We start from the raw sequence: 25,444 nt of genomic DNA on the forward strand, positions 1-25,444 counted from the left end.
GGATGGAAGTAAAGGTAAAGATAACAGCGACGAATTACGAAGTATATTGGCAAAGGAGTGTTATCCATGGTGGAAATCTTCATCACCGAAACTAATAATAATTCACTGCAAAAAAGCCAGATTACCAAAGGGGTTTGGATTGATGTAACAGCACCTGAGCCTCATGAGACCGACCTGCTGGTTGAGCATACAGGGGTAAAGAGGGAATTTCTTTTTCACCCTCTTGATCTGGATGAGCAAGCTCGCATTGATCAAGAAGGAGACCAGATCCTGATCATTGTGGATATTCCTTACAGCGAAAGTGATCAGGATTTTTATACGGTACCTTTAGGTATTATAATTGTTAGAGATGAATTTATAATTACCGTGTGCAGTGTACAGAGCCCTGTGATTGAAGACTTTAAACGGGAAAAAGTCAAAGGTTTTTTCACCTATAAGAAAACTAGGTTCGTTTTTCAACTGTTTCAACAAATCTCCAGCTATTATTTAAAGTATTTGCGCATGATTAACCGTAAACGGGAACAAATAGAATCCATTTTGCACCAATCAATGAAAAATGAAGAAATTTTTAATCTATTAGATTTAGAAAAGAGTTTGGTCTATTTCACTACTTCCTTGAAAGCTAATGAACTGCTGATGGAAAAAATGCTGCGCTTAAAAATTTTAAACATGTATGAAGAAGACAAAGATGTACTGGAAGATGCTATAATAGAAAATAAGCAGGCTATTGAAATGGCCCACATTTACAGTAATATTTTGAGTGGAATGATGGATGCTTTTGCTTCCATCATATCCAACAATCTTAACATTGTAATGAAATTTTTAACATCGGTTACTCTTGTCTTATCGATACCTACTATGGTTGCCAGTTTCTTTGGCATGAATGTCAGTATTCCGATGCAAAATTATCCCCATGCTTTCCTGATGACAATCATTTTATCTTTATTACTATCTGTCTTGCTAGCCATCTATTTCAGGAAAAAAGACCTGTTTTAAAGGTGGTGCCGCCATTGAGTTTTGTTCATCTTCATGTTCATACTGAATACAGTTTGCTGGATGGAGCGGCCCGAATAAAAAAGCTGGTACAGAAGGCAGTCGAACTGGGTATGCCTGCCCTGGCCATCACTGACCATGGCGCCATGTTCGGCGTGATCGATTTTTATAAAGCCTGCCGTCAGGCGGGGATTAAGCCCATCATTGGCAGTGAAGTGTATGTGGCTCCCCGCAGCCGCTGGCAAAAAGAGGCCAAAATGGATGAATCCCCCTATCACCTGGTGTTGCTGGCGGAAAACGAGCGGGGATATCGCAACCTGGTGACTCTGGTTTCCCTGGCTTATACCGAAGGCTTTTATTATAAACCGCGGGTGGACAAGGAGCTTTTACGCCAGCACAGTGAAGGCCTGATCGCCCTCAGTGCCTGTTTGGGAGGGGAAGTAGCCTGGCACTTGAGCCAGGGCCAGGAGGAGTTGGCCCGGCGGGCTGCGCTGGAATACCGGGAGATTTTTGGGCCGGCAAACTTTTTTCTGGAGCTGCAAAACCACTACCTGGAGGAACAGTTGCGGGTTAATGCCGGTCTGGTGCGCCTCAGCCGGGAACTGGGTTTGCCGCTGGTGGCTACCAATGATGTGCATTGTGTGGAAAAAACTGATGCGGAAGTACAGGAGATTTTACTCTGCATCCAGACCGGTAAAACCCTGGAAGATGCGGACAGGATGCAATTTGAGAGCCGGGAATTTTACCTCAAGTCCCGGGCGGAAATGGAGCTGGTACTGGGCCAGTATCCCGAAGCCCTGGATAATACCCTGGCCATTGCCGAGCGTTGCCAGCTGGAACTGGAATTCGGCCGTTTACATTTGCCCGAATATCAGGTGCCAGAGGGGCATAATTTGGACAGCTATCTGGAAGAGCTTTGCCGGGAAGGACTCAGGCAGCGCTACCAGCCGGTTACGGCGGAAATGGAGGCCCGGCTGGAATATGAACTGGGTGTAATTCGGCGGATGGGCTATTCCGGCTATTTTCTCATCGTCTGGGACTTCGTTAACTATGCCCGCCGGCAGGGGATTTTTGTCGGGCCCGGCCGGGGCAGTGCTGCCGGCAGTCTGGTGGCCTATGTGCTGGGTATCACCAACATCGACCCTCTACGTTATAATTTGCTGTTTGAGCGGTTTCTCAATCCGGAACGGGTTAGCATGCCGGATATAGATATCGATTTTTGCTTTGAACGGCGGGAAGAAGTAATTCAGTATGTGATCGAAAAATATGGAGCGGACCGGGTTTGCCAGATCATCACCTTTGGTACGATGGCGGCAAGGGCGGCAGTGCGGGATGTGGGCCGGGTACTGGGACTACCCTACGGGGAAGTGGATAGGGTAGCCAAGCTCATCCCCGCTGAACTGGGGATGACTATTGAAAAGGCCCTGCAGGTTTCCGGTGAGCTCAAGGCCCTGTATCAGGAAAAACCAGCGGTAAAGAGATTACTGGACCTGGCGGCAGCGGTGGAAGGTATGCCCCGCCATGCTTCTACTCATGCGGCCGGGGTAGTGATCGGAAAAGAACCCCTGCAGGAGGTGATCCCCCTCTATCGTTCCGCTGATGGGATTATTACCACCCAGTTTGCCAAGGAGACGGTGGAAGAAGTCGGACTGTTGAAAATGGATTTGCTGGGGCTGCGCACCCTGACGGTAATGCGGGATACCCTGGCTTATATCCGGGAAAGGCGCGGTATCGAACTGGATCTGGATCAACTGCCGTTGGATGATAGAGCGACTTATGAACTTTTAAGCCGGGGAGAAGGAATCGGTGTCTTCCAGCTGGAATCTGCGGGGATGCGGCAGCTGCTCAGGGAACTGAAACCGGAGTGTATTGATGATATCATCGCTCTGGTGGCCCTCTATCGGCCTGGCCCCCTGGGTTCCGGCATGGTGGAGGATTTTATCAGGAACAAACATGGCCAGCAGCAGATTAAATATCTGCATCCCAAACTGGAACCAATTTTGCGCTCTACCTACGGGGTGATTCTCTACCAGGAACAGGTGATGCGGATAGCTTCTGACCTGGCAGGCTTTACGCTGGGAGAAGCGGACCTGTTGCGTCGGGCCATGGGCAAGAAAAAACCGGAGGTCATTGCTGGACTGCGCCAGCAATTTGTGGAGGGGGCGGTGGCCAATGGAGTAGAAGCGGAAGTGGCCGGACAGATCTTTGATCTGATGGAATATTTCGCCGGTTATGGCTTTAATGCCAGCCACTCGGCGGCCTATGGCCTGCTGGCCTACCAGACTGCTTACTTGAAAGCCAACTATCCCGAGGAATTCATGGCTGCCTTGCTAACCTCAGTGATGGGCAATGCCGATAAAGTAGCCATTTATATCGAAGAATGCCGCCGCATGGGGATTAAGGTTCTGCCTCCGGATGTTAACCAGAGCGGGCTGGGATTCACTGTAACCGAAGCAGGAATTAGAATGGGCCTGGCAGCCATCAAGAATGTGGGGCAGGGGCCGATCCAGGCCATTATTGCGGCCAGAAACGATGGGCCTTTTCTCTCTTTCCAGGACTTATGCGAGCGGGTGGATTTATCCCAGGTCAACAAAAGAGTGCTGGAGTCCTTGATCCGCGCCGGGGCGCTGGACAGCCTGGGCGGACACCGGGCCCAGTATATGGCAGCTCTGGATTTAATGGTAGAACACGGTCAACAGGTACAACGGGAACGCGCTGGCGGCCAGCTCAGCCTGTTTGATGTGCTGGGGGAAAAGGCGGCAGCGGAAATTCCCCTGCCGCAGGTTCCTGCCTGGACGGAGGCAGATATATTACAGAATGAAAAGGAATATCTCGGGCTCTATATTTCCGGCCACCCGCTGGACCAGTTTCGCACCTTACTTCATTCTCCTGGCTTTACCCCTCTGGCGCAACTGGGGGAAATGGCTGAAGGTAAGATGGTCTACTGTGGCGGCTTGCTGGTGGAAATCAAGCCCACTCTTAGCCGGCGGGGGGAAGAAATGGCCTTTGCCTGGCTGGAGGACCTGGCCGGGAAAGTGGAGCTGGTTATCTTCGGCAGTATTTTGAAAAAATATCGGAGTCTGTTACAACCGGAACGTACCCTGGCGATTAAGGGCAAGGTCAACCACAATGATGACGGAGTAAAGCTGCTGGTGGAAGAGGTGTTGCCTCTAGAAGATTTTGTGCTGCCAGCACTGGAACCCCGGGCTCCGCAATTTCGGCCTTTAATACAGGTTTATCTGCGTTTACCAGGACCCCGGGCACAAGCGGTGGAAATCCGGGAAAAAGTGCTGACCTTGCTGTCCCGTTATCCCGGCCCTCATCCGGTGGTACTGGTCTATGTCAGTCCTGCGGGGAAGGAGGCGGAATACTTGCCGGTCAACTGGCGAGTAGAGCCAGGGGAAAGCATGGTGAAGGAATTGCAAAACCTGCTGGGCGAGGGGACGGTAGTGACCAGACCCTTCATAGCCAGAACCAATGGGAAGGAGCGAAAATATGAAGCGGCACAACCGATGGCTTAAAGGAATAGCGGTGTTCATTTTAATGACCTGGTTGCTGGGCGGGCTACAGGGGGAAGCGGCCACAGCTACGGTAACAGTCACTCAAAAAGGAGCAGCGGTGAGCGGTGGACCAGGGGTAAGTTACCGGCAGTATGATATAAAAATTGGCAGCAAGAAAACCGTGCTAAAAGCAGTAAGTGTGGATTTAAAGACTCCGGGCTTACGCCTGGCCGTGGCTCTGGGCGGAGGCCAGGTGGGAAAAACCGCATCCCTGGAGGCGCTGGCCCGCAGCAAGAATGGCATTGCGGCAGTAAATGGCACTTATTTTAACTCCTATTCCGATTTTCAGCCTCAGGGCAATCTGCTGGTTGAAGGTATACCGGTTCATACCGGCAATACCGGTACTACTGCCCTGTTCACCCGGACAGGGGAGCTGTTGATGGAAAGACTGCAAAGCGAAGTAACAGGGAGTATCAATGGTTCCTGGGATTATCGCAACAACTGGTATGCCTGGGGGCTAAATCACGTCTATGCTGAAGCTGATGCCAGTGCTGTCTTCACACCGGCCCGCGGCCTTAGGACCGGGACCCGTTCCGGAAAAGAAGTGATTGTTCGTCAGGGCCGGGTGGTGGCTATCAGTGGGCCCAACTCCCAGATTCCGGCGGATGGTTTTGTTATTCATTTTGGCCCGGGATCAAAGGCTCAGGCGCAGTTCAACAAATTCAGAGTGGGCGATCGCGTACAATGGCGGTTGAACTGGCATATTGGCAGCAAAACGGGTCCTATTCTGGACTGGCGGCAGGGAGCGGTTGGTCTGGGAGCAGGGCCGCTACTGGTTAAGAATGGCCGGGTGGTAGTTAACCCGCAGGCGGAAGGAATTACTCACTGGAAACAGACGCAGGCTGCCGGGCCCAAAAGCTTTGTGGCCATCCTGCCCGGCAAGGTTGTGTTAATGGGCAATATCAGTGACGCTACCGTATACCAGCTGGCAGCAGTTTTGCAGAAACTGGGCGTCAGGGATGCCATGGCTCTGGATGGGGGAGCTTCTACCGGTCTGTACTGGCAGGGAAAATATCTTACCCGCCCGGGGCGGCTGTTGAGCAATGCCCTGGTGGTAGTACGGGGAAGTGCCTGGCCAGCTGCCCAGGTCAAACCTGGCTGGGAAATTGCCGCCGATCTGGTTAAAGCGGGCAAATTTGAGGAAGCCTTACAGTATGACCCGCAAAATCCAGATGCCCATTATCAGCTGGGGTTGAAACTGAAAGCGGCTGGGCAACTGACTGAAGCTGCCCGGCATCTGGATGAAGCTTTTCGGTTAAATCCCCGCAATGAGGAGGCTATCAATACCCTGGGCTGGCTTTATTACAGTCAGCGCCAGTATGACCTGGCAATCCAGGCTTTCCAGGAGGAAATTCGCTGGTTTCCGCAGAAAGCCAATGGTTATTATGGACTGGGCCTGTGTTATGCCGCCTGGGATGTGAAGGACTACGCTGCAGCCAGGCTAAACCTGAACAAGGCCGTGGCTTTAGATCCCGGTGGCACTGTTGGGGCAAAGGCCAGAGCAGCCCTGGTCAGTTTGCCTCAGTAACAGGGGGTGAAAAGATGTTACCCAATGAAAAAAAAATCTATACCTATCGGGACTATTTAGCCTGGGAAGGGGAAGATAAACTGGAAATCATCGAAGGAGTACCCTATCTGCAGGCATCACCGGGGCGGGAACATCAGAGGGTCTCAATGAATCTTTCCCTGTTGCTGGGAAGCTATTTCCGCGATAGGGACTGTGAGGTCTACGCTGCCCCGTTTGATGTATTGCTGCTTGCTCCTGGCGAGAGTGAAGAGGACTGCACCAACGTGGTTCAGCCTGATTTACTGGTGGTATGTGATCAGACCAAACTTGATGAAAGAGGCTGTAAAGGCAGTCCTGATCTGGTAGTGGAGATTTTGTCCCCTTCTACCGCTTCCATTGACTATATCAAAAAAATGGCACTCTATGAAAAATACGGGGTGAAAGAATACTGGATTGTTTCCCCGAAAAGCAGGACAGTACAAATATTTGCCCTGGTGGATGCTCATTTTAATGAACCGGATACCTTTGCCCTGGGGGAAACGGTCAGCAGCCGGCTCTTTTCCGCCCTGGCTTTCCCGGTAAAAGAAATTTTTCGCTAGTGGCAGCATGGTTCGCCCTGCCCTCCTTCGTGCATATGATAGGATACCTGAAGGAGGGGAAGAAGTATGCGTCAGGAGATGCTGGCCCTGTTAAAAGAGCGGGGAGTAGATGTCCGGGATATAGCCAGAATCGTGTTGAGGTTGCAAAAGCCCTTTAGTCCGGAACTTACCCTGGAAGAGTGTCTGGAGGCAGTCCACAGCGTATTGCGCAAGCGGGAAGTACAATATGCTTTGCTCACGGGACTGGCTCTGGATAAACTGGCAGAGCAAGGGCTGTTGCCTGAACCGTTACAGACCATTGTGGCGGGAGATGAACCTCTGTATGGAATAGATGAAAATCTGGCCATGGCTATTGCCAGTATTTATGGGACAGTGGGAATTACCAGTTTTGGTTATCTGGACAAGAAAAAGATGGGAATTATCGGCAGACTGGATAAAAGCAAACTAAATCGCGTAAATACCTTTCTGGACGACCTGGTGGCAGGTATTGCCGCTGCAGCTTCTGCCCGGATTGCGCATCATTATTGCAAAACCCCCTGAGCTATGATAACATTTAAGCTGAAATGAGTATGAGCATAAAGAGGTGGCCGTTTTGTTAAACCTGGAAGATATTGCGGGTGACTATATTGTGGTCAAAGCCAAAGAAAATGGAGTGACTATTATCGGTTTGACCAGGGGCAAGGACACCAAGTTTCATCATTCGGAAAAGCTGGATCGGGGCGAAGTGATGATTGCCCAGTTTACTGAACATACTTCAGCTATTAAAATCAGAGGCAAGGCTTCTATCTATACCAAACATGGTGTGGTGGAAGCGGGAGAATAACCAGAGAAAACCTGGCCGGAGAAGGAAAAGGGAGGGCGGAAAAAGGTGCTAAAAGTAGTTTATATCGCTCCCAGCAAAACGGCAGCGGAAAAACTGCGGGATGTGCTGATGGCAGAAGGGTTTCTGGTTTCACTACGTCCGGTGGGCCTGGCCAGTTCCACCCAGGATGACCGCGCTTATGAAATACTGGTTCCGGCTTCCGAACTGGAAGACGCTCTGGAAGTTATTAACAATCATGCTGTCTATGGACGTTAAAGGGAAATGAGGTGAAAGCCCGTTCATGGCTTTAAAGGATTTATTTAAAAAGCCCAAATATGTGACGGTCCAGCCCGGACCGGCTAAACCGGCAGAACCGGCAGTTAAACGGGAAATACCGGAAGGACTCTGGCAAAAATGTGCTAAATGCGGTCAGATTGTGTTTATAAAAGAACTGGAACGCAATCTCAAAGTTTGCCCCCATTGCCAGTTCCATTTCCATCTCACTGCCCGGGAAAGGATTCAGCAGTTAGTGGATGGGGACAGCTTTGTCGAACTGGATGCCGGGCTTACTTCCGTAAATCCGTTGGGCTTTCCCGGCTATGAGGGCAAACTGGCTGAAGCCCAGAGCAAAACTGGCTTAAAGGAAGCTGTTGTGTGTGGTACTGCCACCATTGGGGGCCAGCCTGTAATGCTGGTGGTGATGGACAATCAGTTCATTATGGCCAGCATGGGCTCAGCGGTAGGGGAAAAAATCACCCGGGCTATTGAGGCTGCCATTGAACGGCGGTTACCGGTAGTGGTTTTTGCCACTTCCGGGGGAGCCCGCATGCAGGAAGGCATTCTCTCTCTGATGCAAATGGGCAAAACCAGCCTGGCGGTGCGCCGATTGAAAGAGGCAGGCCTGCTCTACATAACGGTTCTGACTGATCCCACCACCGGTGGGGTGACTGCCAGTTTTGCCTCCCAGGGGGACATCATTCTGGCTGAACCGGGTGCTCTCATCGGCTTTGCCGGGCCCCGGGTGATTGAACAGACCATCAGACAGAAGTTGCCGGAAGGGTTTCAGCGGGCGGAGTTTTTGCAGCAACATGGTCAGGTGGACAAGGTAGTACACCGCAAGGAACTGGCAACGGTACTGACTAAACTGCTGGCCTGGCACCAGCCTCAGGAGGTGAGGGCTTAATGGCTGTGACTTTACTGGAGTTTGAAAAGCCTCTCCTGGAGCTGGAAAACAAAATCGCGGAACTGAGGAAATTTTCCCAGGAGAAGGGGATTGACCTCTCGCGAGAAATCGCTACTCTGGAGGAAAAAGCCCGGCAGCTGAGTCAGGAGATCTATACCAGCCTGACACCCTGGCAGAAGGTGCAAATCGCCCGTCATCCCCAGCGGCCAACCACCCTGGACTATATTAATTTAATTTTTGATGATTTCATCGAATTGCACGGTGACCGCAATTTTGCCGATGATGCTGCTCTGGTAGGGGGGATTGCCCTCCTGGAAGGGCGGCCGGTAACGGTGCTAGGGCACCAGAAAGGGCGGGATACCAGGGAAAATATTGCCCGCAATTTCGGTATGCCCCATCCTGAAGGCTATCGCAAGGCCATTCGCTTGATGGAACAGGCGCAACGGTTTAAACGCCCCATCATCACCTTTATTGATACCCCGGGGGCTTTTTGCGGGATTGGGGCAGAGGAACGGGGCCAGGGAGAAGCCATTGCCCGAGCTCTTTACGCCATGGCTGGACTTTCTGTTCCCCTGCTGGCAGTAGTTATCGGTGAAGGGGGCAGTGGTGGAGCGCTGGCCCTGGGCCTTGGCAATAAGGTATATATGCTGGAATATTCTGTTTACTCCGTGATTTCCCCGGAAGGCTTTGCTGCTATTCTCTGGAAAGATGGCAGTCAGGCGCCCCGGGCGGCTGAAACCATGAAGCTGACCGCCCAGGATCTCCTGCAGCTGGGGGTAATAGATGGCATCATTCCTGAACCCCTGGCAGGGGCCCATCGGGATCATGAGTTTACAGCCAGCAAGGTCAAGGAGCAACTGCTCCAGGGACTGCAGGAGCTGGCCGGTCAGACGGGAGAACAGTTAATGGAACAGCGTTATCAGCGTTTTCGCCGTATAGGCAGTTTTCAGGAGGGATAAACTATTACCGATGAGGCATTGCCCCATCGGCTCCTTTATTACAAGGCTGGGACAGTTAAAGGCCCGCCAGGACAAAAAGTGGCAAGGGGGTAATTGGCATGAAAAGAATTGGCGTACTTACCAGTGGTGGCGATGCACCGGGCATGAATTCAGCAGTGCGGGCGGTAGTTCGGACTGCCATTTATCACGGTCTGGAAGTGGTGGGAATCGAACGGGGCTATGCCGGCCTGATCAATGGCGAAATGAGGCTGATGAATCTCAGTTCTGTTGGAGATATTGTGCACCGGGGCGGTACCGTTTTACGCACAGCTCGTTCCGAGGCCTTCCGCACTCCGCAGGGCAGGGCCCAGGCGGCTGATAATCTGCGCAAAATGGAAGTGGATGCCCTGGTTGTTATAGGCGGTGATGGGTCCTTCCGCGGTGCCACCTTGCTGGCCAATGAACATGGCATCAAGGTGATCGGCATTCCCGGCACCATTGATAATGATATTCCCTGCACGGATTACACAATTGGTTTTGACACCTGTGTCAACACGGTGCTGGATGCCATCAACAAAATCCGCGATACTGCTACTTCCCATGAACGCACCTTTATCATTGAAGTCATGGGGCGGCGGGCTGGTTACATAGCCCTGCAAGCCGGCCTGGCCGGGGGGGCGGAATCCATCCTCATCCCGGAAGTTCCCTTTAGCCTGGAGGATGTGGTGCAAAAACTTTTAAGAGGCCATGCCCGGGGTAAGTTGCATTCTATCATCCTGGTGGCAGAAGGGGCAGGCAGTGCCCTGGACATCGGTAAATATATTGAAGAAAAAACCGGTTTTGATACCAGGGTGACCATTCTGGGCCATATTCAGCGGGGTGGAGCGCCATCAGCCTTTGACCGGGTGCTGGCAGCCCGCATGGGTGCCAAAGCGGTGGAATTGCTGCTGGCAGGGGAGAGCAAAAAAATGGTAGGTATAGTTTCCGAGCAAATTAAGGACTTTGATATTGAATGGGCTTTGCAGCAGAAAAAGGAGATTGACCTGGAGGTCTATAAACTGGCCAATATTCTTTCGATATAGCAAGAGGAGGGAATTAAGGTGCGGCGTACCAAAATTATTTGCACCATTGGACCTGCCAGTGAGCAGGTGGAAACTCTGGTTCAATTGATTGAAGCTGGAATGAATGTGGCCCGGCTGAATTTTTCCCATGGTACCCACGAGGAACACGGGCGGAGGGTGGAGGCTATCCGCCAGGCATCTGCTAAGGCTAACCGACCGGTGGCCATCTTACTGGATACCAAGGGGCCGGAAATTCGCCTGGGAGTCCTGAAGGAAAAAATCACTGTTAACCCCGGGGACAAGCTGATTCTGACTACGGAAGAGATGGAAGGCGGGGGCAACCGCATACCTGTAACCTATAAAGGCTTGCCTGAAGATGTGCGGGAAGGCACTGCCATCCTCATCGATGATGGCTTGATCGGACTGAAAGTGGAGCGAATTGAAGGCACCGAAATTCACTGTGTAGTGGAAAATGGCGGGGAAATCAGCTCCCGGAAAGGGGTAAATGTTCCCGGTGCTGTCATCAACTTACCAGCTCTTACTGAGAAGGACATTGCCGATATTGAATTCGGGATCAAGATGGGCATGGATTTTATTGCAGCCTCTTTTGTGCGCAAAGCGGCGGACGTGCTGGCCATTCGTGAGATTCTGGAAAAACATGGCTCAGATATGCAGATTATCGCCAAAATCGAAAACCATGAAGGGGTTAACAATATTGATGAAATCCTGAAGGTAGCGGATGGTATCATGGTGGCCCGGGGTGACCTGGGAGTGGAGATTCCCATTGATGAAGTACCGCTGGTCCAGAAAATGATCATCGAAAAATGCAACCGGGCCGGTAAGCCGGTAATCACAGCGACCCAGATGCTGGATTCCATGATCCGCAATCCCCGTCCTACCCGGGCAGAAGCTACCGATGTGGCCAATGCTATCTTTGATGGCACTGATGCGATCATGCTCAGTGGGGAAACAGCAGCGGGCAAATATCCTGTGGAAGCGGTAAAAACCATGGCTCGCATTGCCGAACGGGCGGAAAGGGCTTTGCGCTATGAGGAGTTAACGGTAAGGCGAGGGATAGTGCCGGAACGGACCACCACCGATGCTATCAGCCATGCCACGGTGACTACCGCCCATGATCTGGGGGCTTCCGCTATTATCTGTGCCACCAAATCAGGCCATACAGCCAAAATGGTTTCCAAATACCGTCCTCAGGCACCGGTTGTAGCCATTACTCCCAAAATGGATGTGGTCCGCAAGCTCTTGCTGGTCTGGGGGGTATATCCCCTGCTCTGTAAGGAAACCAAATCCACAGATGAAATGCTGAAGGTATCAGTGGAAACCGCCCTGGCTGCCGGTCTGATAAAAGCCGGTGATCTGGTGGTAATCACTGCCGGTGTACCGGTTGGGGTGCCGGGAACAACCAATTTGATCAAGGTACACACTGTGGGAGAGATTCTGGCCAAAGGAACCGGAATAGGGGCCCGGGCGGTAACAGGTACAGTAAAAGTGGCCCGCACAGCGAAGGAAGCGGAGGCCAAAATCAAGCCTGGTGATATTCTGGTTACCATCGCTACAGATAAGGATTTTGTACCGGTAATGGAAAAATGTGCCGCAGTGATTACCGAAACCGGTGGATTGACCTCTCATGCTGCCATTGTCGGCCTCAATTTGGGTATCGGTGTCGTAGTAGGTGTGGATAATGCTACTCACATTCTGGAGGATGGCACCCTGGTCACCGTTGATGGCATGCGGGGGCTGATTTATCGCGGAACTGCCAATGTTCTCTAATGGTGGCATATCTCCCCTTTCTGTGCTATAATAGTCTCCGGGGAGGGGAAGAAAATGGACAAAAAATGGCAGGGACTGCTGGCAACTGTCATTTCGGCCATGGGCTTCGGCTCCATGGCCATTTTCGTTAAAATTGCCTATCAGCACGGGGCTGATCCCTACAGTTTGCTGGCTTTGCGCTTTCTGGCGGCCTGCGGGGTCCTCTGGCCTCTGCTGGTCTGGAAATATCCCGGCCAGTGGCGACTTGGACCGGTCCAAACCGTGCGTTTTGCTTTACAGGGCTGGCTGGGCTATGGGATTACGGCCATAGGATATTTCTCATCCTTGCAGTATATACCGGCGGGGCTCACCGCTTTGATCCTTTATCTCTACCCCGCTTTGATTGCGTTGCTGGCCTGGTTTTTTGGCCTGGAGCGGCCTTCTTTCTGGCAATGGAGCGGAATAGCTTTGTCCTTTCTGGGTTGTGCCCTGGTGCTTAATCCTTTTGCGGGCGGGTTCAGCGCTACAGAGTGGCGAGGGATAGGTCTGGCTTTGCTGGCTCCAGGGGCTTATGCCCTGTTCGGGATACTGGGGCAGAAAAATGTTGAGGCGAAACCGCCAGTGGTTGTGACTGCCTGGATTTGCCTTGCCTGTGCCCTTTTGTTTAACGCGCTGGCCCCGCCCTGGCGCTGGTGGTCGGCAATGGACCAGACCGGAATACTGGCTGGCCTGGCTATCGGTATCCTTTCAACAGCCCTGGCTATTCTGGGCTATCTCCTCGGAATCGAGAAGCTGGGAGCCAGCCGGGCAGCTTTAATCAGCAGTTTTGAGCCAGCATTTACTGTTTTGCTGGCAGCCCTGGTACTCGGCGAAAACCTGCAGCTCAAAGACTGGTTTGGCTTGCTGGCCATTTTAACCGGAGTGATCCTGGGCCAGGGGAAAAAAGAAGAAGCAGCCCAAACTGCTGCTTCTACTTAACCTGGATTTCACCGCTGAAGCGGTTAACCAGGGTGCCATCGCCTTTTTTCACGACTACCTCCCAGGTATAGACACCAGGGGTGGCCCAGTCAGTGCGGCCGGGTTCCAGGGTGACTTTTTTATCCCAGACCACGGTGTTGAGGCCATCAGGCAGGGGTTCAGTAGGCCGGTCATAAATGACCGCAACTACCTGCTGCTGACTGTTGTAGATTCGAATCGATACATAGCTGGGTTCAGCCAGGTAAAAACGAATAGCATAGCCGGGAATGGCGGAGTTTTTCACCTCATCCACCCTTGGTACAGCATATAACCGGGCCAGTTCGTCTGCTGGCAGATTGTTTACCGGATCCGACTGCGAGGACCCCGGTGGTGGAGTTATTACCGGTGGTGATGCCGGCGGAGAAGGTGGAACCGGATTGTTTGTCCCCGGTGGAGTAGAGCCTCCCGTGCTGATGCTACCGCCGTTACTGTTGCCACCAGCTCCACTGCTGGAGCTGACTCTCCCTGTACTGCTGCTGCCAGGGGTTTGCCGCCCGGGATTGCTGGGGCTAACGGCAGGAGGGCTACTGTTTGCCGGACGGTCACCTATCTTTACTGTCATTTTCCAGCGACTGCGGTTGCCGAACCGGTCCTGGGCGGTGAGCCAGAGGGTGTAGTTGCCTGCTGGCCAGTTTTTAAGGCTGATATTTACCCCGATAGGGCTTACCTGGTACCAGCGACCCTGGATGGGACGAACTACTGCCTTGCCTTTACTGTTATAGACAGCCAGCCAGACCCGGGATTTTTCATTAAAGCGAAAACGCAGGGGCCAGTTACCTCCGCTGACCAGAGGTGGATTGGGCTTTTGCAGCCAGCTGAGGACAGGCGGCTTGCGGTCTGTTATTTTTCTGGTGGTTTTAGCCAGAGCTGGTCCTGGAAAGGCTAATAGCAACAAGAGGAACAAACTCAACCACCTGGTTATTAGCTTCATAGTATCACTCCTCTATTTGATGCATGTCGGCCGCACACTCGTGACTTCAGTCATGAGTAAGGCCGACAAACATTGTACCCCTTGTCCCAAGTATACAACAAATGTAATAATATGTACAAGGGGTGAAGTTATGGAACCGCTGTAAAGGGAGATAACGAAAATCGACCTGGCTATTTTCCGGGAGACGGCCAAAACGAAGCCGGTCAGCAACCTCGCCGGGAATGAGCACTAAAACCTAAAGAACCTGCTTCCGCCCGTTCTGCTACACACGGGCGGGGAAACAATAGGTCTGTGCAACCTACGCGTAAAAAGTGCAATCTCACGATTACATTGTGCCTGGAACAGCAGCAAAAAGGAAGTCTAATTTCCAGTTATTAAAGAACAATTTGGTACAAAAAATGAACGGTTAATATTACCGTTCAGGTTAAATCTCTAAATATATGATACGAGGAGGAAGAAGGCAATTGAAGAAAATCTGGGGATTGCCGCGGAATGTTTTCATACTGGGCTGGGTCAGTTTTTTCAATGACCTCTCCAGTGAGATTGTGATTCGTACCCTGCCCTTGTTTCTCAGCAATATCCTGGGGGTAAAGACTTCGGTTATTGGCTTGATTGAAGGGATAGCCGATACTACAGCTACCCTGCTGAAATTTCTGGCCGGCTATTTATCTGACCGGATTCGGCGCCGTAAACCATGGGTGGTAGCCGGTTATCTGATTCCGGCCCTTTCCCGGCCTTTTCTCTATTTTGCCAGTAGCTGGCTCTGGGTGCTGGGCATTCGCTTTCTGGACAGGGTGGGCAAAGGGATTCGCACCGCCCCCCGGGATGCGCTCATCGCTGATTCGGTGGCTCCGGAAGAGCGGGGGCAGGCTTTCGGTTTTCACCGGGCCATTGACCCCTTCGGAGCGGTGCTAGGAGCTACCCTGGCTGCCTTGCTGGTTTACTGGTCCCAGCAGGGGCAAGTACAACTAACGTTAACAGGCTATCGCTATCTGGTGCTGGCGGCGATCATTCCGGTATTTATAGGTACTATACTGCTGATTTTTTTTGTTAAGGAAGTGGAGCCGAAAGCGGAAAAATCAGCACTGAAACATAGATTGGACTGGTCTTTATCCGGGTTTGACTGGCGCTTTAAGGCATTTTTGCTGATTAATATTCTGTTTACCCTGGGTAATTCCAGTGACGCTTTCTTGCTGTTAAGAGCCCAGAATGTCGGTTTATCGGTGGTGCAGATATTCTTTCTACTGGCTCTCTTTAATTTACTCACGACAGCAGTAGCCTGGCCCGCCGGTAAACTCTCTGACCGCATTCCGCGGATTTATCTGATTGCTGGGGGCTGGCTGGTGTATGCTGTTGTCTATCTTGGTTTCGCCAGAGCTGATAGCAGCTGGCAGGTCTGGTTTTTCTATGCCCTTTATGGAGTCTATTATGGCGCCACCGAAGGGGTGGCCAAGGCCCTGGTGGCGGACCTGGTTCCGGCGGAAAAGCGGGGGACAGCCTATGGCCTCTATAATTTCAGTCTGGGTATCAGTCTGCTGCCTGCCAGTTTGCTGGCGGGCTGGTTATGGCAATGGGCAGGTCCGGCTGCTCCCTTTTATTTTGGGTCTGGACTGGCATTGCTGGCAACAGCTGGTTTGTGGTATGTTTTTCGTTAAAAAATTTTCGAGCCGGGAACTTCTGGCTCATTTTTTTCGTCTATTTAATTGAAAACGGAAAGGAGGCGAAGGGATGGAACTGGCAGAACTGCTGGCCCGCAGTCAAATAGGGGATAAAGAGGCATTTGCCCGTCTGGCAGAACATTACCAGCCCTATGTCTGGCGCGTAGCCTGGCGTTTTATGGGGAACAGAGAGGATGCGGAAGACCTGGCCCAGGAGATCTGGCTGAAAGTCTTTTTGCAATTACCGGGCTTCAAGGGGGAAGCGGCTTTTGTCACCTGGTTGTACCGCGTGGCCGCTAATACCTGCAAAGATGCCCTTCGCCGGCGTTCACGCCAGCAGGAAACAGCCTGGGAGGAAGAGATTGCTGTGGCGGTCAGGAAGGACATCGAGGGAGAGCTGGAGGTCCAGCAGCTGTTAAATCAGCTGCCGCCAGAACAGCGCCTGATTTTGATTTACCGGGATGTACAGGGTTTCAGTTATGAGGAAATTGCCGCTATCCTGGGGATTAATCTGGGGACAGTCAAATCCCGTCTGGCCCGGGCCCGGCAGAATTTGCGCCAGCTCTGGCTGGCTGCCAGGGAAAGGGGGAATGAACAATGACCTGTGAACGCGTGAAAAAACTGTTGTCTCCTTTCCTGGATGGGATGCTGACAGAAAAGGAAAGGATGGTAGTGGAGGAGCATCTGGCTACCTGTCCTGTCTGCCAGCGGGAAAAAGAGGAGCTGCAGCATTTGCAGCAGCTGCTGGCGGCTGAACCGGAGCAAACACCGGGTCCTGATTTCCAGCAGAGACTCAAAGCAAGGCTGGCCCGCCAGCCTTTAGGTGCCGGGCACGGGTGGCTGCGATTGAGCAAGGGCAAAATTGTTACTGGTGTAGCCAGTCTGGTGGCAGCTTTGCTGCTGGTGACTTTGGTCAGCTTTAGCCTCTGGCCTGGTGTTCGGGCCTTACTAAATCAAGAGAACGTTTATCATTCATATGCAGACCCAACTTTGACGGCTAAGAGTATGGCAGAGGCCCCAATGAAAGAATCGGGCAGTCCTCCTCCTTCCTCAAGTACAGCTGAGCGCAAATTGATTGTGACCGCTACTCTGGAAATCGCCGTAAAAGATGTGCAGGCCAGTTTTGAGCGCCTGCAAGCCAGAGCGGGACAATTTGGAGGCTATGTGGAAAATGCTTTTCTCCAGGGTAACCAGGAGAGGGAGGACCAGGTGCAGTCGGCTAGTGTTACGGTGCGTTTGCCAGTTGCCAAACTGGACAGCTTCCTGGCCGGTCTGGGTAAGGAAGGGCGCATCCTTACCAGCCAGCGCAGCAGCCAGGATGTTACCCTGCAGTATACGGACCTGGAAGCAAGGTTGAACAATCTTAAGGTCCAGGAAAAAAGGCTGCTGGAACTGTATCAGAAAGCCACCAAAGTGGAGGATATCCTGCGCCTGGAGGAGCAGGTGGGCCGGGTGCGGGGTGAGATTGACAGTCTGACGGCCCAGCTGAAAGTAATGAACAACCAGGTGGAATTTGCCACTATTACTGTTAATCTGCAAAAAGACCAGGCGGCCGGAATCGGTGTAGATGGGGAAGGATTCTGGGCCCAGCTGCAACTGGCCTTCTGGGAGGGGACCAATCAGCTGGTTCAGGATGCCTGGCAAGTGCTTCTGAGCCTGGTCTATAACTTCTGGCGCTTGCTCCTGGCCGGTGGAATTCTGGGGCTGGCCATCTTCTGGCTCAAGCGCAAACTGAAAAATTAGCAGGCATTTCCTACCCGGGGAAGTAGCCCCGGGCCTGTTTTTTTGTTAAAATACTTTTGAGGTGACAGGAATGAAAAAACTGCTGTTAATTGACGGCAATAGTCTGGTACATAGAGCTTACTGGGCCTTGCCTCCCCTGACTACCGGTTCGGGGGTACCCACCAATGCCGTCTTTGGTTTTCTTAACATGCTTTTAAAATTGCTGGAAGAGGAAAAACCTGACCTGGTGGCGGTAGCTTTTGATGCCGGGCGGCCTCAGTACCGGCTGGAGCTGTATCCGGAGTACAAGGGACACCGGCCCAAAACTCCTGATGACCTGCGGCCCCAGTTTCCCCTGGTCAAGGAAGTGCTGGAGGCTCTGCGCATAGCCCGCTGTGAGCTGGAGGGCTATGAAGGAGATGATATCATCGGCACCCTGGTGGAAAGGGCCAGGACAGAAGGGGGAATCAGGAGTCTAATTGTCACCGGGGATAAGGATAGTTTACAGCTGATCGACGAACAGACGGAAGTTTTGCTGTGCCGGAAAGGCATCAGTGACCTGGAGCGGTATAATTTTGAGAATTTAACGGAAAAGACGGGACTGCAACCGGCTCAGATTCTGGATTTGAAGGGGCTGATGGGGGACAGTTCTGACAATATTCCCGGTGTACCGGGGGTAGGGGAAAAAACCGCCCTCAAACTGTTACAGCAATATGGCAGCCTGGAGAACCTTTATCAGAACATAGGGGAGATTGCCGGGAAACTGAGGGAAAAGCTGCTCCAGGGTCGGGAATTGGCTTTTATGAGCCGCGACCTGGCCCGGATACGCCGGGATGTACCTCTGGCTTTCAGCTGGGAGGAACTCAGGCGCCGGCAGCCTGATTATCCCCGTTTGCAGGAAATGCTGACCAAACTGGAGTTTAAAACCCTGCTCAAACGGTTCGGAGATACAACCAGTGCTGAAATTGAGGTGAGGGCAGAGGAACCAGCGGTAGTTCCTGGCAGTGAAGCAGACTGGCAGCGTTTGCTGGCCGGAGCCCGGGAGGCAGGATACCTGGTTGTGGGATATAACCCTTATGGCAGTGGCGATGCCAGATTTAAAATCGAAGAGTTCTGGCTGGCAGCGGAACAGGGAGAGCTGGCTTTTCCTCTGACCCGGGAGCGGGTTCAAACGCTGGTCGGGCTGGGTTTGCCCGTAATTACTTATGATGTAAAAACCCTGAACTGGGGTCTAAGCAATGCTCTGGGGCAGGTGGTCTGGTTGAATCCAGCAGGAGATTTACTGCTGGCCCGATATTTACTGGATCCGGGCAAGAAACAGGAACCACCGGCCGGTTCACTGCTAAAAGCCTGGGAACAGGCCCGGGAACAGTTAGAAGCCAGGGATTTAACCCATTTATTGACTGAGGTAGAACAGCCCCTGGCTGAGCTGCTGTTCCGCATGGAACGGACTGGAATAAGGGTTGATGCCGGGGAGCTGGAACAGATGGGCCAGGAGCTGCAGGCAGCGATCCAGCGCTTGACCGGGGAAATTTACCAGCTGGCGGGGGAGGAGTTTAACCTTAATTCTCCCAAACAGCTGGGGGAAATTCTCTTTAATAAACTGGGTTTACCGGTGCTAAAGAAAACCAAGACCGGTTTTTCCACCAGTGCCGAAGTGCTGGAAGAACTGGCTCTGCATCATCCTATCGTGGAAAAAATCCTGGAGTACCGGCAACTGGCCAAACTGCAGTCTACCTATATAGCCGGCTTACAACAGCTACTGGGGGCTGATGGGTTGATCCATACTACTTTTAATCAAGCCGTTACTGCGACCGGACGGTTAAGCAGCACCGAACCCAATTTGCAGAATATTCCGGTGCGGCTGGAACTGGGCCGCCGCATCCGCAAGGCTTTTCGGCCCCTGGAACCGGGACACAAATTGCTTTCTGCCGACTATTCCCAGATCGAGCTGCGCATTCTGGCTCATTTCAGTGGGGATCCGGAGCTGGTGGCAGCTTTCCGGCAGGGGGAAGACATTCATACCAAAACCGCCAGCCAGGTCTTTGGCGTACCGCGGGAAGCGGTAACCAGGGAAATGCGGCGGGCGGCCAAAGCGGTCAATTTTGGGATTGTCTACGGGCTCAGTGACTTTGGTTTGGCCCGGGATCTGAAAATCAGCCGGACGGAAGCCAGGGCCTATATCGAAAGCTATTTTCGCCAGTATCCCGGGGTTAAGGACTATATTAACCAGACCATAGCCCGGGCCAAAGAGCAAGGCTATGTCACTACTCTGCTGGGACGCCGCCGCTATTTGCCAGATCTGTTCAGCAGTAACCGGAATGTCCGGGCTTTTGGCGAGAGGACAGCAGTGAATACCCCGATTCAGGGGACAGCGGCGGATATTATGAAAGTGGCGATGCTGAAAGCCGATGCGGCCCTGAAAAGAACCGGGCTCAAGGCCAGAATGCTGCTGCAGGTCCACGATGAACTGATTTTTGATGTACCGGCGGAAGAAGTCCGGGAAGTAGCCCGGGTTCTCAGGGAAGCAATGGACACAGCAGTACAGCTGACAGTGCCCCTGGAAGTGGAAGTTAAGGCCGGAGATAACTGGTATGATATGAGTCAGCTGGAGGTGTAATTATGCCGGAATTGCCGGAAGTGGAGACAGTGCGACGCAGCCTTTCCCCTCTTGTGTGTGGCCAGGAAATCAGAGCAGTAGAGGTATTGCATCCGGGGGTAATCAAAGGGGTGCTGAATGCCCGGGCCTTCGTTACAAACCTGATGGGACGGCGTTTTGTGGAAATCCGGCGGCGGGGCAAATATCTGCTTTTTTTGCTGGATGATGGGCAGGTACTGCTGATCCATTTGCGCATGACCGGCCGACTGGTGCTGGCAGAGGCGGAGGCGCCTTTGTTGCCCCATACCCATCTGATCTGGCACCTGTCCAGCGGTCAACAGCTGCGTTTCAGTGATGTGCGTCGCTTTGGTGAGGTGCGGCTTTGCCGCCAGGAGCAACTGGAGATAGAGCCAGGGTTGGCCCGGCTGGGACCAGAGCCTCTGGAGCAGGAATGGACAGTGGCAACACTGGCGGCAGCTGTACGGGGGAAAAAAGCTCCCATCAAGAATATTTTGCTGAACCAGGAAATAGTGGCCGGGCTGGGCAATATTTATGCCGATGAGGCTCTCTACCGGGCAGGTATCAAGCCGGATCGGCCTGGTCAATCTTTGAGCCAGGGGGAGATCGAGCGCCTCTGGCTGGCAGTACGTCAGGTTCTGGCCGAAGGGATAGAAAACCGGGGCACTTCTTTCAGTGATTATGTGGATGGGCTGGGCCAGAAAGGCCAGATGCAGACAAGGCTGAAGGTCTATGGTCGCAGCGGTTCACCCTGCCACAGCTGTGGCACTATCCTGGAGAAAATGCGCCTGGCAGGCAGGAGCACCGTTTACTGTCCTGTCTGCCAGCAGTAACCTTTCCCTTGCCCTTGCCATATAGTGAGATAGACTTATCTGGCAAGGGAGGGAAAGAGGTTGAATTTACTGGTCGGTATTTTGTTCGCGGTTGCGTTGAGTCTGGATGGACTGGCTGCGGGGATGGCTTATGGTTTACGGCAGATCAGGGTGCCCTGGTATTCTCTCCTGATCATCAGCCTGGCGTCTTCCGCTACTCTGGCCCTGTCCCTGCTGGGCGGAAAGGGATTGTATCGCTTTTTGCCTGCGGTCTGGGCGGAAAAGATAGGCGGCCTGATTCTGATCGGGGTGGGGATCTGGATTTTTGCCCAGAGGCTGGGCTCCGCTGAAGAAAGGGGAGAAAAAGAGGAGGCTACCCTGGTCAAATTTCGCATTCCCGGTCTGGGTTTAATTATCCAGATTTTGCGGGAGCCCCAGCAGGCGGACCTGGATCGCTCGGGAGTCATTTCACCATTAGAAGCCCTCTGGCTGGGGGTGGCCCTGGCGCTGGATGCCTTTGCCGCTGGAATTGGCCTGGGCCTAACCGATGCCAGTATGTGGGAAATACCCCTGCTGGTGGGGGTAACCACATTTATTATGGTGGGAGGAGGCTTGAAACTGGGACAGGTTTGCAGTCGGCTGGCTTTTTCCCGCTGGGCAGCAATTTTACCGGGAATGATTTTAGTGGTATTGGGGATAAATAAATTGAGATGAACAACAAGGGGACCGGCAGCGGTCTTCTTTTTCTGTAATCCAGGGCAGGAATTGCCGCCTCAGGCTCGAATATATACTGTATATAATGTGCCTGAAAGGAGCGGTAACCGTGCGGGTAATCGGTCTGACCGGCGGTTTGGCCAGTGGCAAGTCCACGGTTTCGTCTTATTTAAAAGAAAAAGGGGCAGAAATCCTGGATGCGGATTTGATTGCCCGGGAACTGATGGCTCCAGGCCAGCCGGCCTGGCTGGAAGTAGTGCGCTATTTCGGCCGGGATGTACTCAATGAAGATGGGTCTATTAACCGGCAGGTGCTGGCGGAGAGAGTCTTTACCCGTTCGGAAGACCTGGCTCTGTTAAATGCCATCACTCATCCCCTGGTCAGACAGGAGATAGTGCGCCGCCTGAATGAGCTGAACAACCGTCCTACCCCACCGCCGGTAGCGGTGGTGGATGCACCTCTGTTAATTGAAGCGGGTTTGACCGACCTGGTGGAAGAGGTCTGGCTGGTGGCGGTAGAGCCGAAAATTCAGATTGAGCGGGCGGTGGCCCGGGGTATGGCAGCTGAGGAAGCGCAAAGAAGGCTGGCTGCCCAGTGGCCTCTGGACAAAAAAATGGTATATGCTACCAGGGTTATTGATAATAATGGAAGCAGAGAAGAGATGAAAAAGCAAGTGGATGAATTATGGCTCCAGCTGCTTTAAATGGAGTGGTTGTGGTTTGAAAAAGTATGGAAAAGGAAGAAAAAGAGCACTCTATTGGACAGGGGTAGCTGTTTTGTTTTTGCTGATACTCATTATCGGGCAGAGCCGGGCCCTGTGGAAATGGCTCTACCCCTTTCCCTATCAGGAGGTGATCTACCGGGAGGCGGAGCGCTATCATCTGGATCCCTTACTGGTGGCAGCGGTAATTCATACGGAAAGCAAATTTAATCCCCGGGCCCGTTCGGAAAAAGGGGCCATTGGCTTAATGCAGCTGATGCCGGAAACTGCCCGCTGGGCGGCTTCACAACTGCAACTGGGGTCGGTAAAAGAGGAGGATTTGTTAAGGCCGGAGCTTAATATCAAGCTGGGATGCTGGTACATAAATCAGCTGGCCCGGGAGTTTAATGGTGACATGATAATCGTCCTGGCTGCCTATAATGGTGGCAGTGGCAATGTGCGGAAATGGCTGGAAAAAGAGAAATGGAGCGGACAGCATTCCACCATCGATGACATTCCTTTTCCGGAAACCAGAGCATATGTTAAAAAAACCCTGCGAGCTTATGAAATTTATCAAATTTTATATACACAAAAATAAATTTTTGCAAAATTCTCAAGATATTCAGCAGGATTCTTACGAAAAACGTAGAAATATATAAAACACGCTACGAAAAAAGATTGTAAACTAGAACATCTCATGCTATTATTAGGAGGGGAAAATGAAAGGCCAGGGAGAAATTGACGCACTTGACCGTGAGATTATCAAACTGCTCCAGGAAGATGGGCGCAAGCCCTACACAGAAATGGCGCAACGCCTGGGAGTGAGCGAAGGGACGGTGAGAAGCCGGGTCAACCGCATGGTGGAGGAAGGGATTATAGAAATTGTTGTCCATGCCAATCCTGGCCGGGTAGGGTTACATACCCAGGCTATTATCGGCCTTACTACCCAGTTAGGGATGACCGAAGAGGTAGCCCAGCAGCTGATACCTTTCAAGGAGGTTCGCTTTATCGCTGTCTCCTCGGGGGCCTATGACCTGATTATCCAGGTTTACGTGGAGAACAATGAAAGGCTCCTTGAATTTGTCCACCAGAAGCTGGCCAGGATTCCCGGAATTGTCAGGGCGGATGTGTCGATTGAACTCAAAGTCTACAAAGACACCTTTGATTTTGTGTAGGGTAAACTGATCTAAAGGAGGATTAGCGCATGAAATTTGGGAAAAAAGCACTGGCCGCTCTTCTTTCTCTCAGCCTGGTGCTGGGAGCCGGTCTGGCTGGTTGTGCCGGCAAGACTGAAACCAAAGAAGGGGGCAAACAGGCTGAAGTACAAATGGCCAAAGAACAGGTGATCAAGTACAACCTGGGAGCTGACCCGGAAACTCTGGATCCCGCCAAAGCTACCGGCGCTCCCGAAATGACAGTTCTAAATGCCCTGTTTGAAGGTTTGACCCGCTATGACAAGGATGGCAAAATTGCCCCTGGTATGGCGGAAAAGTGGGAGATTTCCGCAGATGGTACCAAATACACCTTCCATCTGCGGGATGCCAAGTGGTCCAATGGCGACCCTGTAACTGCTAAAGATTTTGAATACGCCTGGCTGCGGGCCCTGGATCCCAAGACTGCTTCTGACTACGCTTATCAGCTCTACTACCTGAAAAACGGGGAAGAGTACAACAGCGGCAAAATCACCGACCCTGCTCAGGTAGGGGTCAAAGCCATCGATGATAAAACCCTGGAAGTAACCCTTAAGGCTCCTGCTCCCCAGTTCCTGGGTCTGACTGCTTTCTCCACCCTCTATCCGGTGAACAAGAAAGCCGTTGAGGCCAATCCCGAAGCCTGGTTCAAAAAGCCGGAAACCATGATTACCAACGGACCCTTCAAGATGAAAGAATGGACACCTAAGCAGCAGATTGTGGTGGAAAAGAACCCCGGCTACTGGGATGCTAATACTGTGAAGCTGAATCAGGTTGTCTTCACTATGGTTGAATCTGCTGATACTGAACTTACCATGTTCAAGACCGGTCAGATCGATATTGGGAACAATCCGCCCACTCAGGAAATCGAAAACCTGAAGAAAGACGGTTCTTTGAAAATCGGACCCCAGTTGACCACCTATTTCTATCGTTTCAATGTAACCCGGAAACCTCTGGATAATCCCAAGGTGCGGAAAGCTCTGGCCCTGGCCATTGACCGGGAAGCTATTGTCAAGAATGTAACCAAGGCTGGACAGACTCCGGCTGATGCCTTTGTTCCCGTTGGTTTCCCCGATGCAACCCCGGATAAGGATTTCCGCAAAGTAGGCGGTTCCCTGATCAAGACCTTCGACGCAGAAGAAGCCAGGAAGCTGCTGGCTGAAGCTGGTTATCCCGATGGCAAGGGTTTCCCGGAGATCACCATTCTCTATAACACCAATGAAAACCATCAGAAGATAGCTCTGGCCATTCAGGAAATGTGGAAAAAGAACCTGGGTATCAATGTGAAACTGGTGAACCAGGAGTGGAAAGTCTACCTCAAGTCCCAGTCTAATCTGGATTATGACATTTCCCGTGCCGGTTGGGGTGCTGACTATCTGGATCCCATGACCTTCATGGATATGTTTGTCACCAATGGCGGTAACAACAATACTGGCTGGAGCAACGCCAGGTATGATGAGCTGATCAAAAAGGCTAACCTGGAGTCTGACAATGCCAAGCGCATGGAATACATGCATGAGGCGGAAAAGATCCTCATGGATGAAATGCCCATTGCTCCTATCTACTTCTATACTCATCCCTATCTGATGAAAGATAACCTGAAAGATGTAGTAGTACCCAGCTTTGGTCCCTATTTCGAATTTAAGTGGGCCTGGGTAGCAGAGAAATAAGCT

General features: G+C 52.2%; 23 protein-coding genes. 22 read left to right on the forward strand and 1 reads right to left on the reverse strand.

Annotated elements, in window-relative coordinates:
* Positions 1-66: 66 nt before the first annotated feature.
* From ULO1_RS06630 to ULO1_RS06685, 12 genes are all read left to right on the forward strand, one after another.
* The gene (locus tag ULO1_RS06630; RefSeq protein ID WP_079933224.1) at positions 67-996 is read left to right on the forward strand and encodes a magnesium transporter CorA family protein; all 930 of its coding nucleotides are present in this window, start codon (positions 67-69) and stop codon (positions 994-996) included.
* Positions 997-1,010: 14 nt separating this feature from the next.
* Positions 1,011-4,514 carry a DNA polymerase III subunit alpha gene (locus ULO1_RS06635; RefSeq protein WP_079933225.1) on the forward strand — a complete coding sequence of 1,168 codons (3,504 nt, stop codon included), beginning with the start codon at positions 1,011-1,013 and terminating at the stop codon, positions 4,512-4,514.
* Positions 4,489-6,081: a phosphodiester glycosidase family protein gene (locus tag ULO1_RS06640; RefSeq protein ID WP_159446841.1), complete on the forward strand. Its 1,593-nt coding sequence runs from the start codon at positions 4,489-4,491 to the stop codon at positions 6,079-6,081. Before ULO1_RS06635 ends, ULO1_RS06640 begins: the two co-directional genes overlap by 26 nt.
* Before the next feature lie 14 nt (positions 6,082-6,095).
* A complete protein-coding gene (locus ULO1_RS06645; RefSeq protein ID WP_079933227.1) occupies positions 6,096-6,659 on the forward strand; it encodes a Uma2 family endonuclease in 564 nt (187 codons plus the stop codon).
* 66 nt (positions 6,660-6,725) lie between these two features.
* Positions 6,726-7,199, forward strand: coding sequence for a phosphatidylglycerophosphatase A (locus ULO1_RS06650; protein ID WP_079906265.1), 474 nt, complete (start codon positions 6,726-6,728; stop codon positions 7,197-7,199).
* 52 nt (positions 7,200-7,251) lie between these two features.
* Positions 7,252-7,482, forward strand: a complete 231-nt coding sequence (mtrB, locus tag ULO1_RS06655; RefSeq protein WP_078664271.1) for a trp RNA-binding attenuation protein MtrB — start codon at positions 7,252-7,254, stop codon at positions 7,480-7,482.
* Positions 7,483-7,527: 45 nt separating this feature from the next.
* The gene (locus ULO1_RS06660) at positions 7,528-7,737 is read left to right on the forward strand and encodes a hypothetical protein (RefSeq protein ID WP_078664270.1); all 210 of its coding nucleotides are present in this window, start codon (positions 7,528-7,530) and stop codon (positions 7,735-7,737) included.
* Positions 7,738-7,762: 25 nt separating this feature from the next.
* Positions 7,763-8,644, forward strand: coding sequence for an acetyl-CoA carboxylase, carboxyltransferase subunit beta (accD, locus tag ULO1_RS06665; RefSeq protein ID WP_079906266.1), 882 nt, complete (start codon positions 7,763-7,765; stop codon positions 8,642-8,644).
* A complete protein-coding gene (locus ULO1_RS06670; RefSeq protein ID WP_079906267.1) occupies positions 8,644-9,603 on the forward strand; it encodes an acetyl-CoA carboxylase carboxyltransferase subunit alpha in 960 nt (319 codons plus the stop codon). Before accD ends, ULO1_RS06670 begins: the two co-directional genes overlap by 1 nt.
* Before the next feature lie 98 nt (positions 9,604-9,701).
* Entirely contained in the window at positions 9,702-10,664 is a 963-nt protein-coding gene (gene pfkA / locus ULO1_RS06675; protein WP_078664267.1) for a 6-phosphofructokinase, read from the forward strand.
* Positions 10,665-10,682: 18 nt separating this feature from the next.
* Positions 10,683-12,431 carry a pyruvate kinase gene (pyk, locus tag ULO1_RS06680; RefSeq protein WP_079933228.1) on the forward strand — a complete coding sequence of 583 codons (1,749 nt, stop codon included), beginning with the start codon at positions 10,683-10,685 and terminating at the stop codon, positions 12,429-12,431.
* 54 nt (positions 12,432-12,485) lie between these two features.
* Positions 12,486-13,388, forward strand: a complete 903-nt coding sequence (locus ULO1_RS06685) for a DMT family transporter (protein ID WP_079906269.1) — start codon at positions 12,486-12,488, stop codon at positions 13,386-13,388.
* Here the strand turns inward: ULO1_RS06685 and ULO1_RS06690 are convergent.
* A complete protein-coding gene (locus tag ULO1_RS06690; protein WP_143325422.1) occupies positions 13,381-14,358 on the reverse strand; it encodes a hypothetical protein in 978 nt (325 codons plus the stop codon). The two genes, ULO1_RS06685 and ULO1_RS06690, sit on opposite strands and share 8 nt — an antisense overlap.
* 464 nt (positions 14,359-14,822) lie before the next feature.
* On the opposite strand from ULO1_RS06690, the gene ULO1_RS06700 reads away from it, so the two are divergent.
* From ULO1_RS06700 to ULO1_RS06745, 10 genes are all read left to right on the forward strand, one after another.
* Entirely contained in the window at positions 14,823-16,013 is a 1,191-nt protein-coding gene (locus ULO1_RS06700) for an MFS transporter (protein ID WP_200805625.1), read from the forward strand.
* A 73-nt stretch (positions 16,014-16,086) separates the two neighbouring features.
* On the forward strand, positions 16,087-16,617 hold the full coding sequence (locus ULO1_RS06705; RefSeq protein ID WP_079906271.1) for an RNA polymerase sigma factor: 531 nt from the start codon (positions 16,087-16,089) through the stop codon (positions 16,615-16,617).
* A complete protein-coding gene (locus ULO1_RS06710; RefSeq protein ID WP_079906305.1) occupies positions 16,614-17,759 on the forward strand; it encodes a DUF4349 domain-containing protein in 1,146 nt (381 codons plus the stop codon). Before ULO1_RS06705 ends, ULO1_RS06710 begins: the two co-directional genes overlap by 4 nt.
* 70 nt (positions 17,760-17,829) lie before the next feature.
* Positions 17,830-20,358 carry a DNA polymerase I gene (gene polA, locus ULO1_RS06715; RefSeq protein ID WP_079933231.1) on the forward strand — a complete coding sequence of 843 codons (2,529 nt, stop codon included), beginning with the start codon at positions 17,830-17,832 and terminating at the stop codon, positions 20,356-20,358.
* Between the two features lie 2 nt (positions 20,359-20,360).
* Complete coding sequence (gene mutM, locus ULO1_RS06720) at positions 20,361-21,188, forward strand: DNA-formamidopyrimidine glycosylase (protein WP_079933232.1); 828 nt, start codon at positions 20,361-20,363, stop codon at positions 21,186-21,188.
* Between the two features lie 60 nt (positions 21,189-21,248).
* Positions 21,249-21,881 (forward strand): sporulation membrane protein YtaF, encoded by a 633-nt coding sequence (gene ytaF, locus ULO1_RS06725; RefSeq protein ID WP_159446842.1) that lies wholly within the window; start codon positions 21,249-21,251, stop codon positions 21,879-21,881.
* A gap of 109 nt (positions 21,882-21,990) precedes the next feature.
* On the forward strand, positions 21,991-22,584 hold the full coding sequence (coaE, locus tag ULO1_RS06730; protein ID WP_078664257.1) for a dephospho-CoA kinase: 594 nt from the start codon (positions 21,991-21,993) through the stop codon (positions 22,582-22,584).
* Positions 22,585-22,657: 73 nt separating this feature from the next.
* Positions 22,658-23,179: a lytic transglycosylase domain-containing protein gene (locus ULO1_RS06735; protein ID WP_242947908.1), complete on the forward strand. Its 522-nt coding sequence runs from the start codon at positions 22,658-22,660 to the stop codon at positions 23,177-23,179.
* Between the two features lie 121 nt (positions 23,180-23,300).
* The gene (locus tag ULO1_RS06740) at positions 23,301-23,756 is read left to right on the forward strand and encodes an Lrp/AsnC family transcriptional regulator (RefSeq protein ID WP_078664255.1); all 456 of its coding nucleotides are present in this window, start codon (positions 23,301-23,303) and stop codon (positions 23,754-23,756) included.
* A gap of 29 nt (positions 23,757-23,785) precedes the next feature.
* Positions 23,786-25,441 carry a peptide ABC transporter substrate-binding protein gene (locus tag ULO1_RS06745; RefSeq protein WP_079906275.1) on the forward strand — a complete coding sequence of 552 codons (1,656 nt, stop codon included), beginning with the start codon at positions 23,786-23,788 and terminating at the stop codon, positions 25,439-25,441.
* Positions 25,442-25,444 lie beyond the last annotated feature (3 nt).

The sequence above is a fragment of the Carboxydocella sp. ULO1 genome, from assembly GCF_002049255.1.
Taxonomy (GTDB): Bacteria; Bacillota.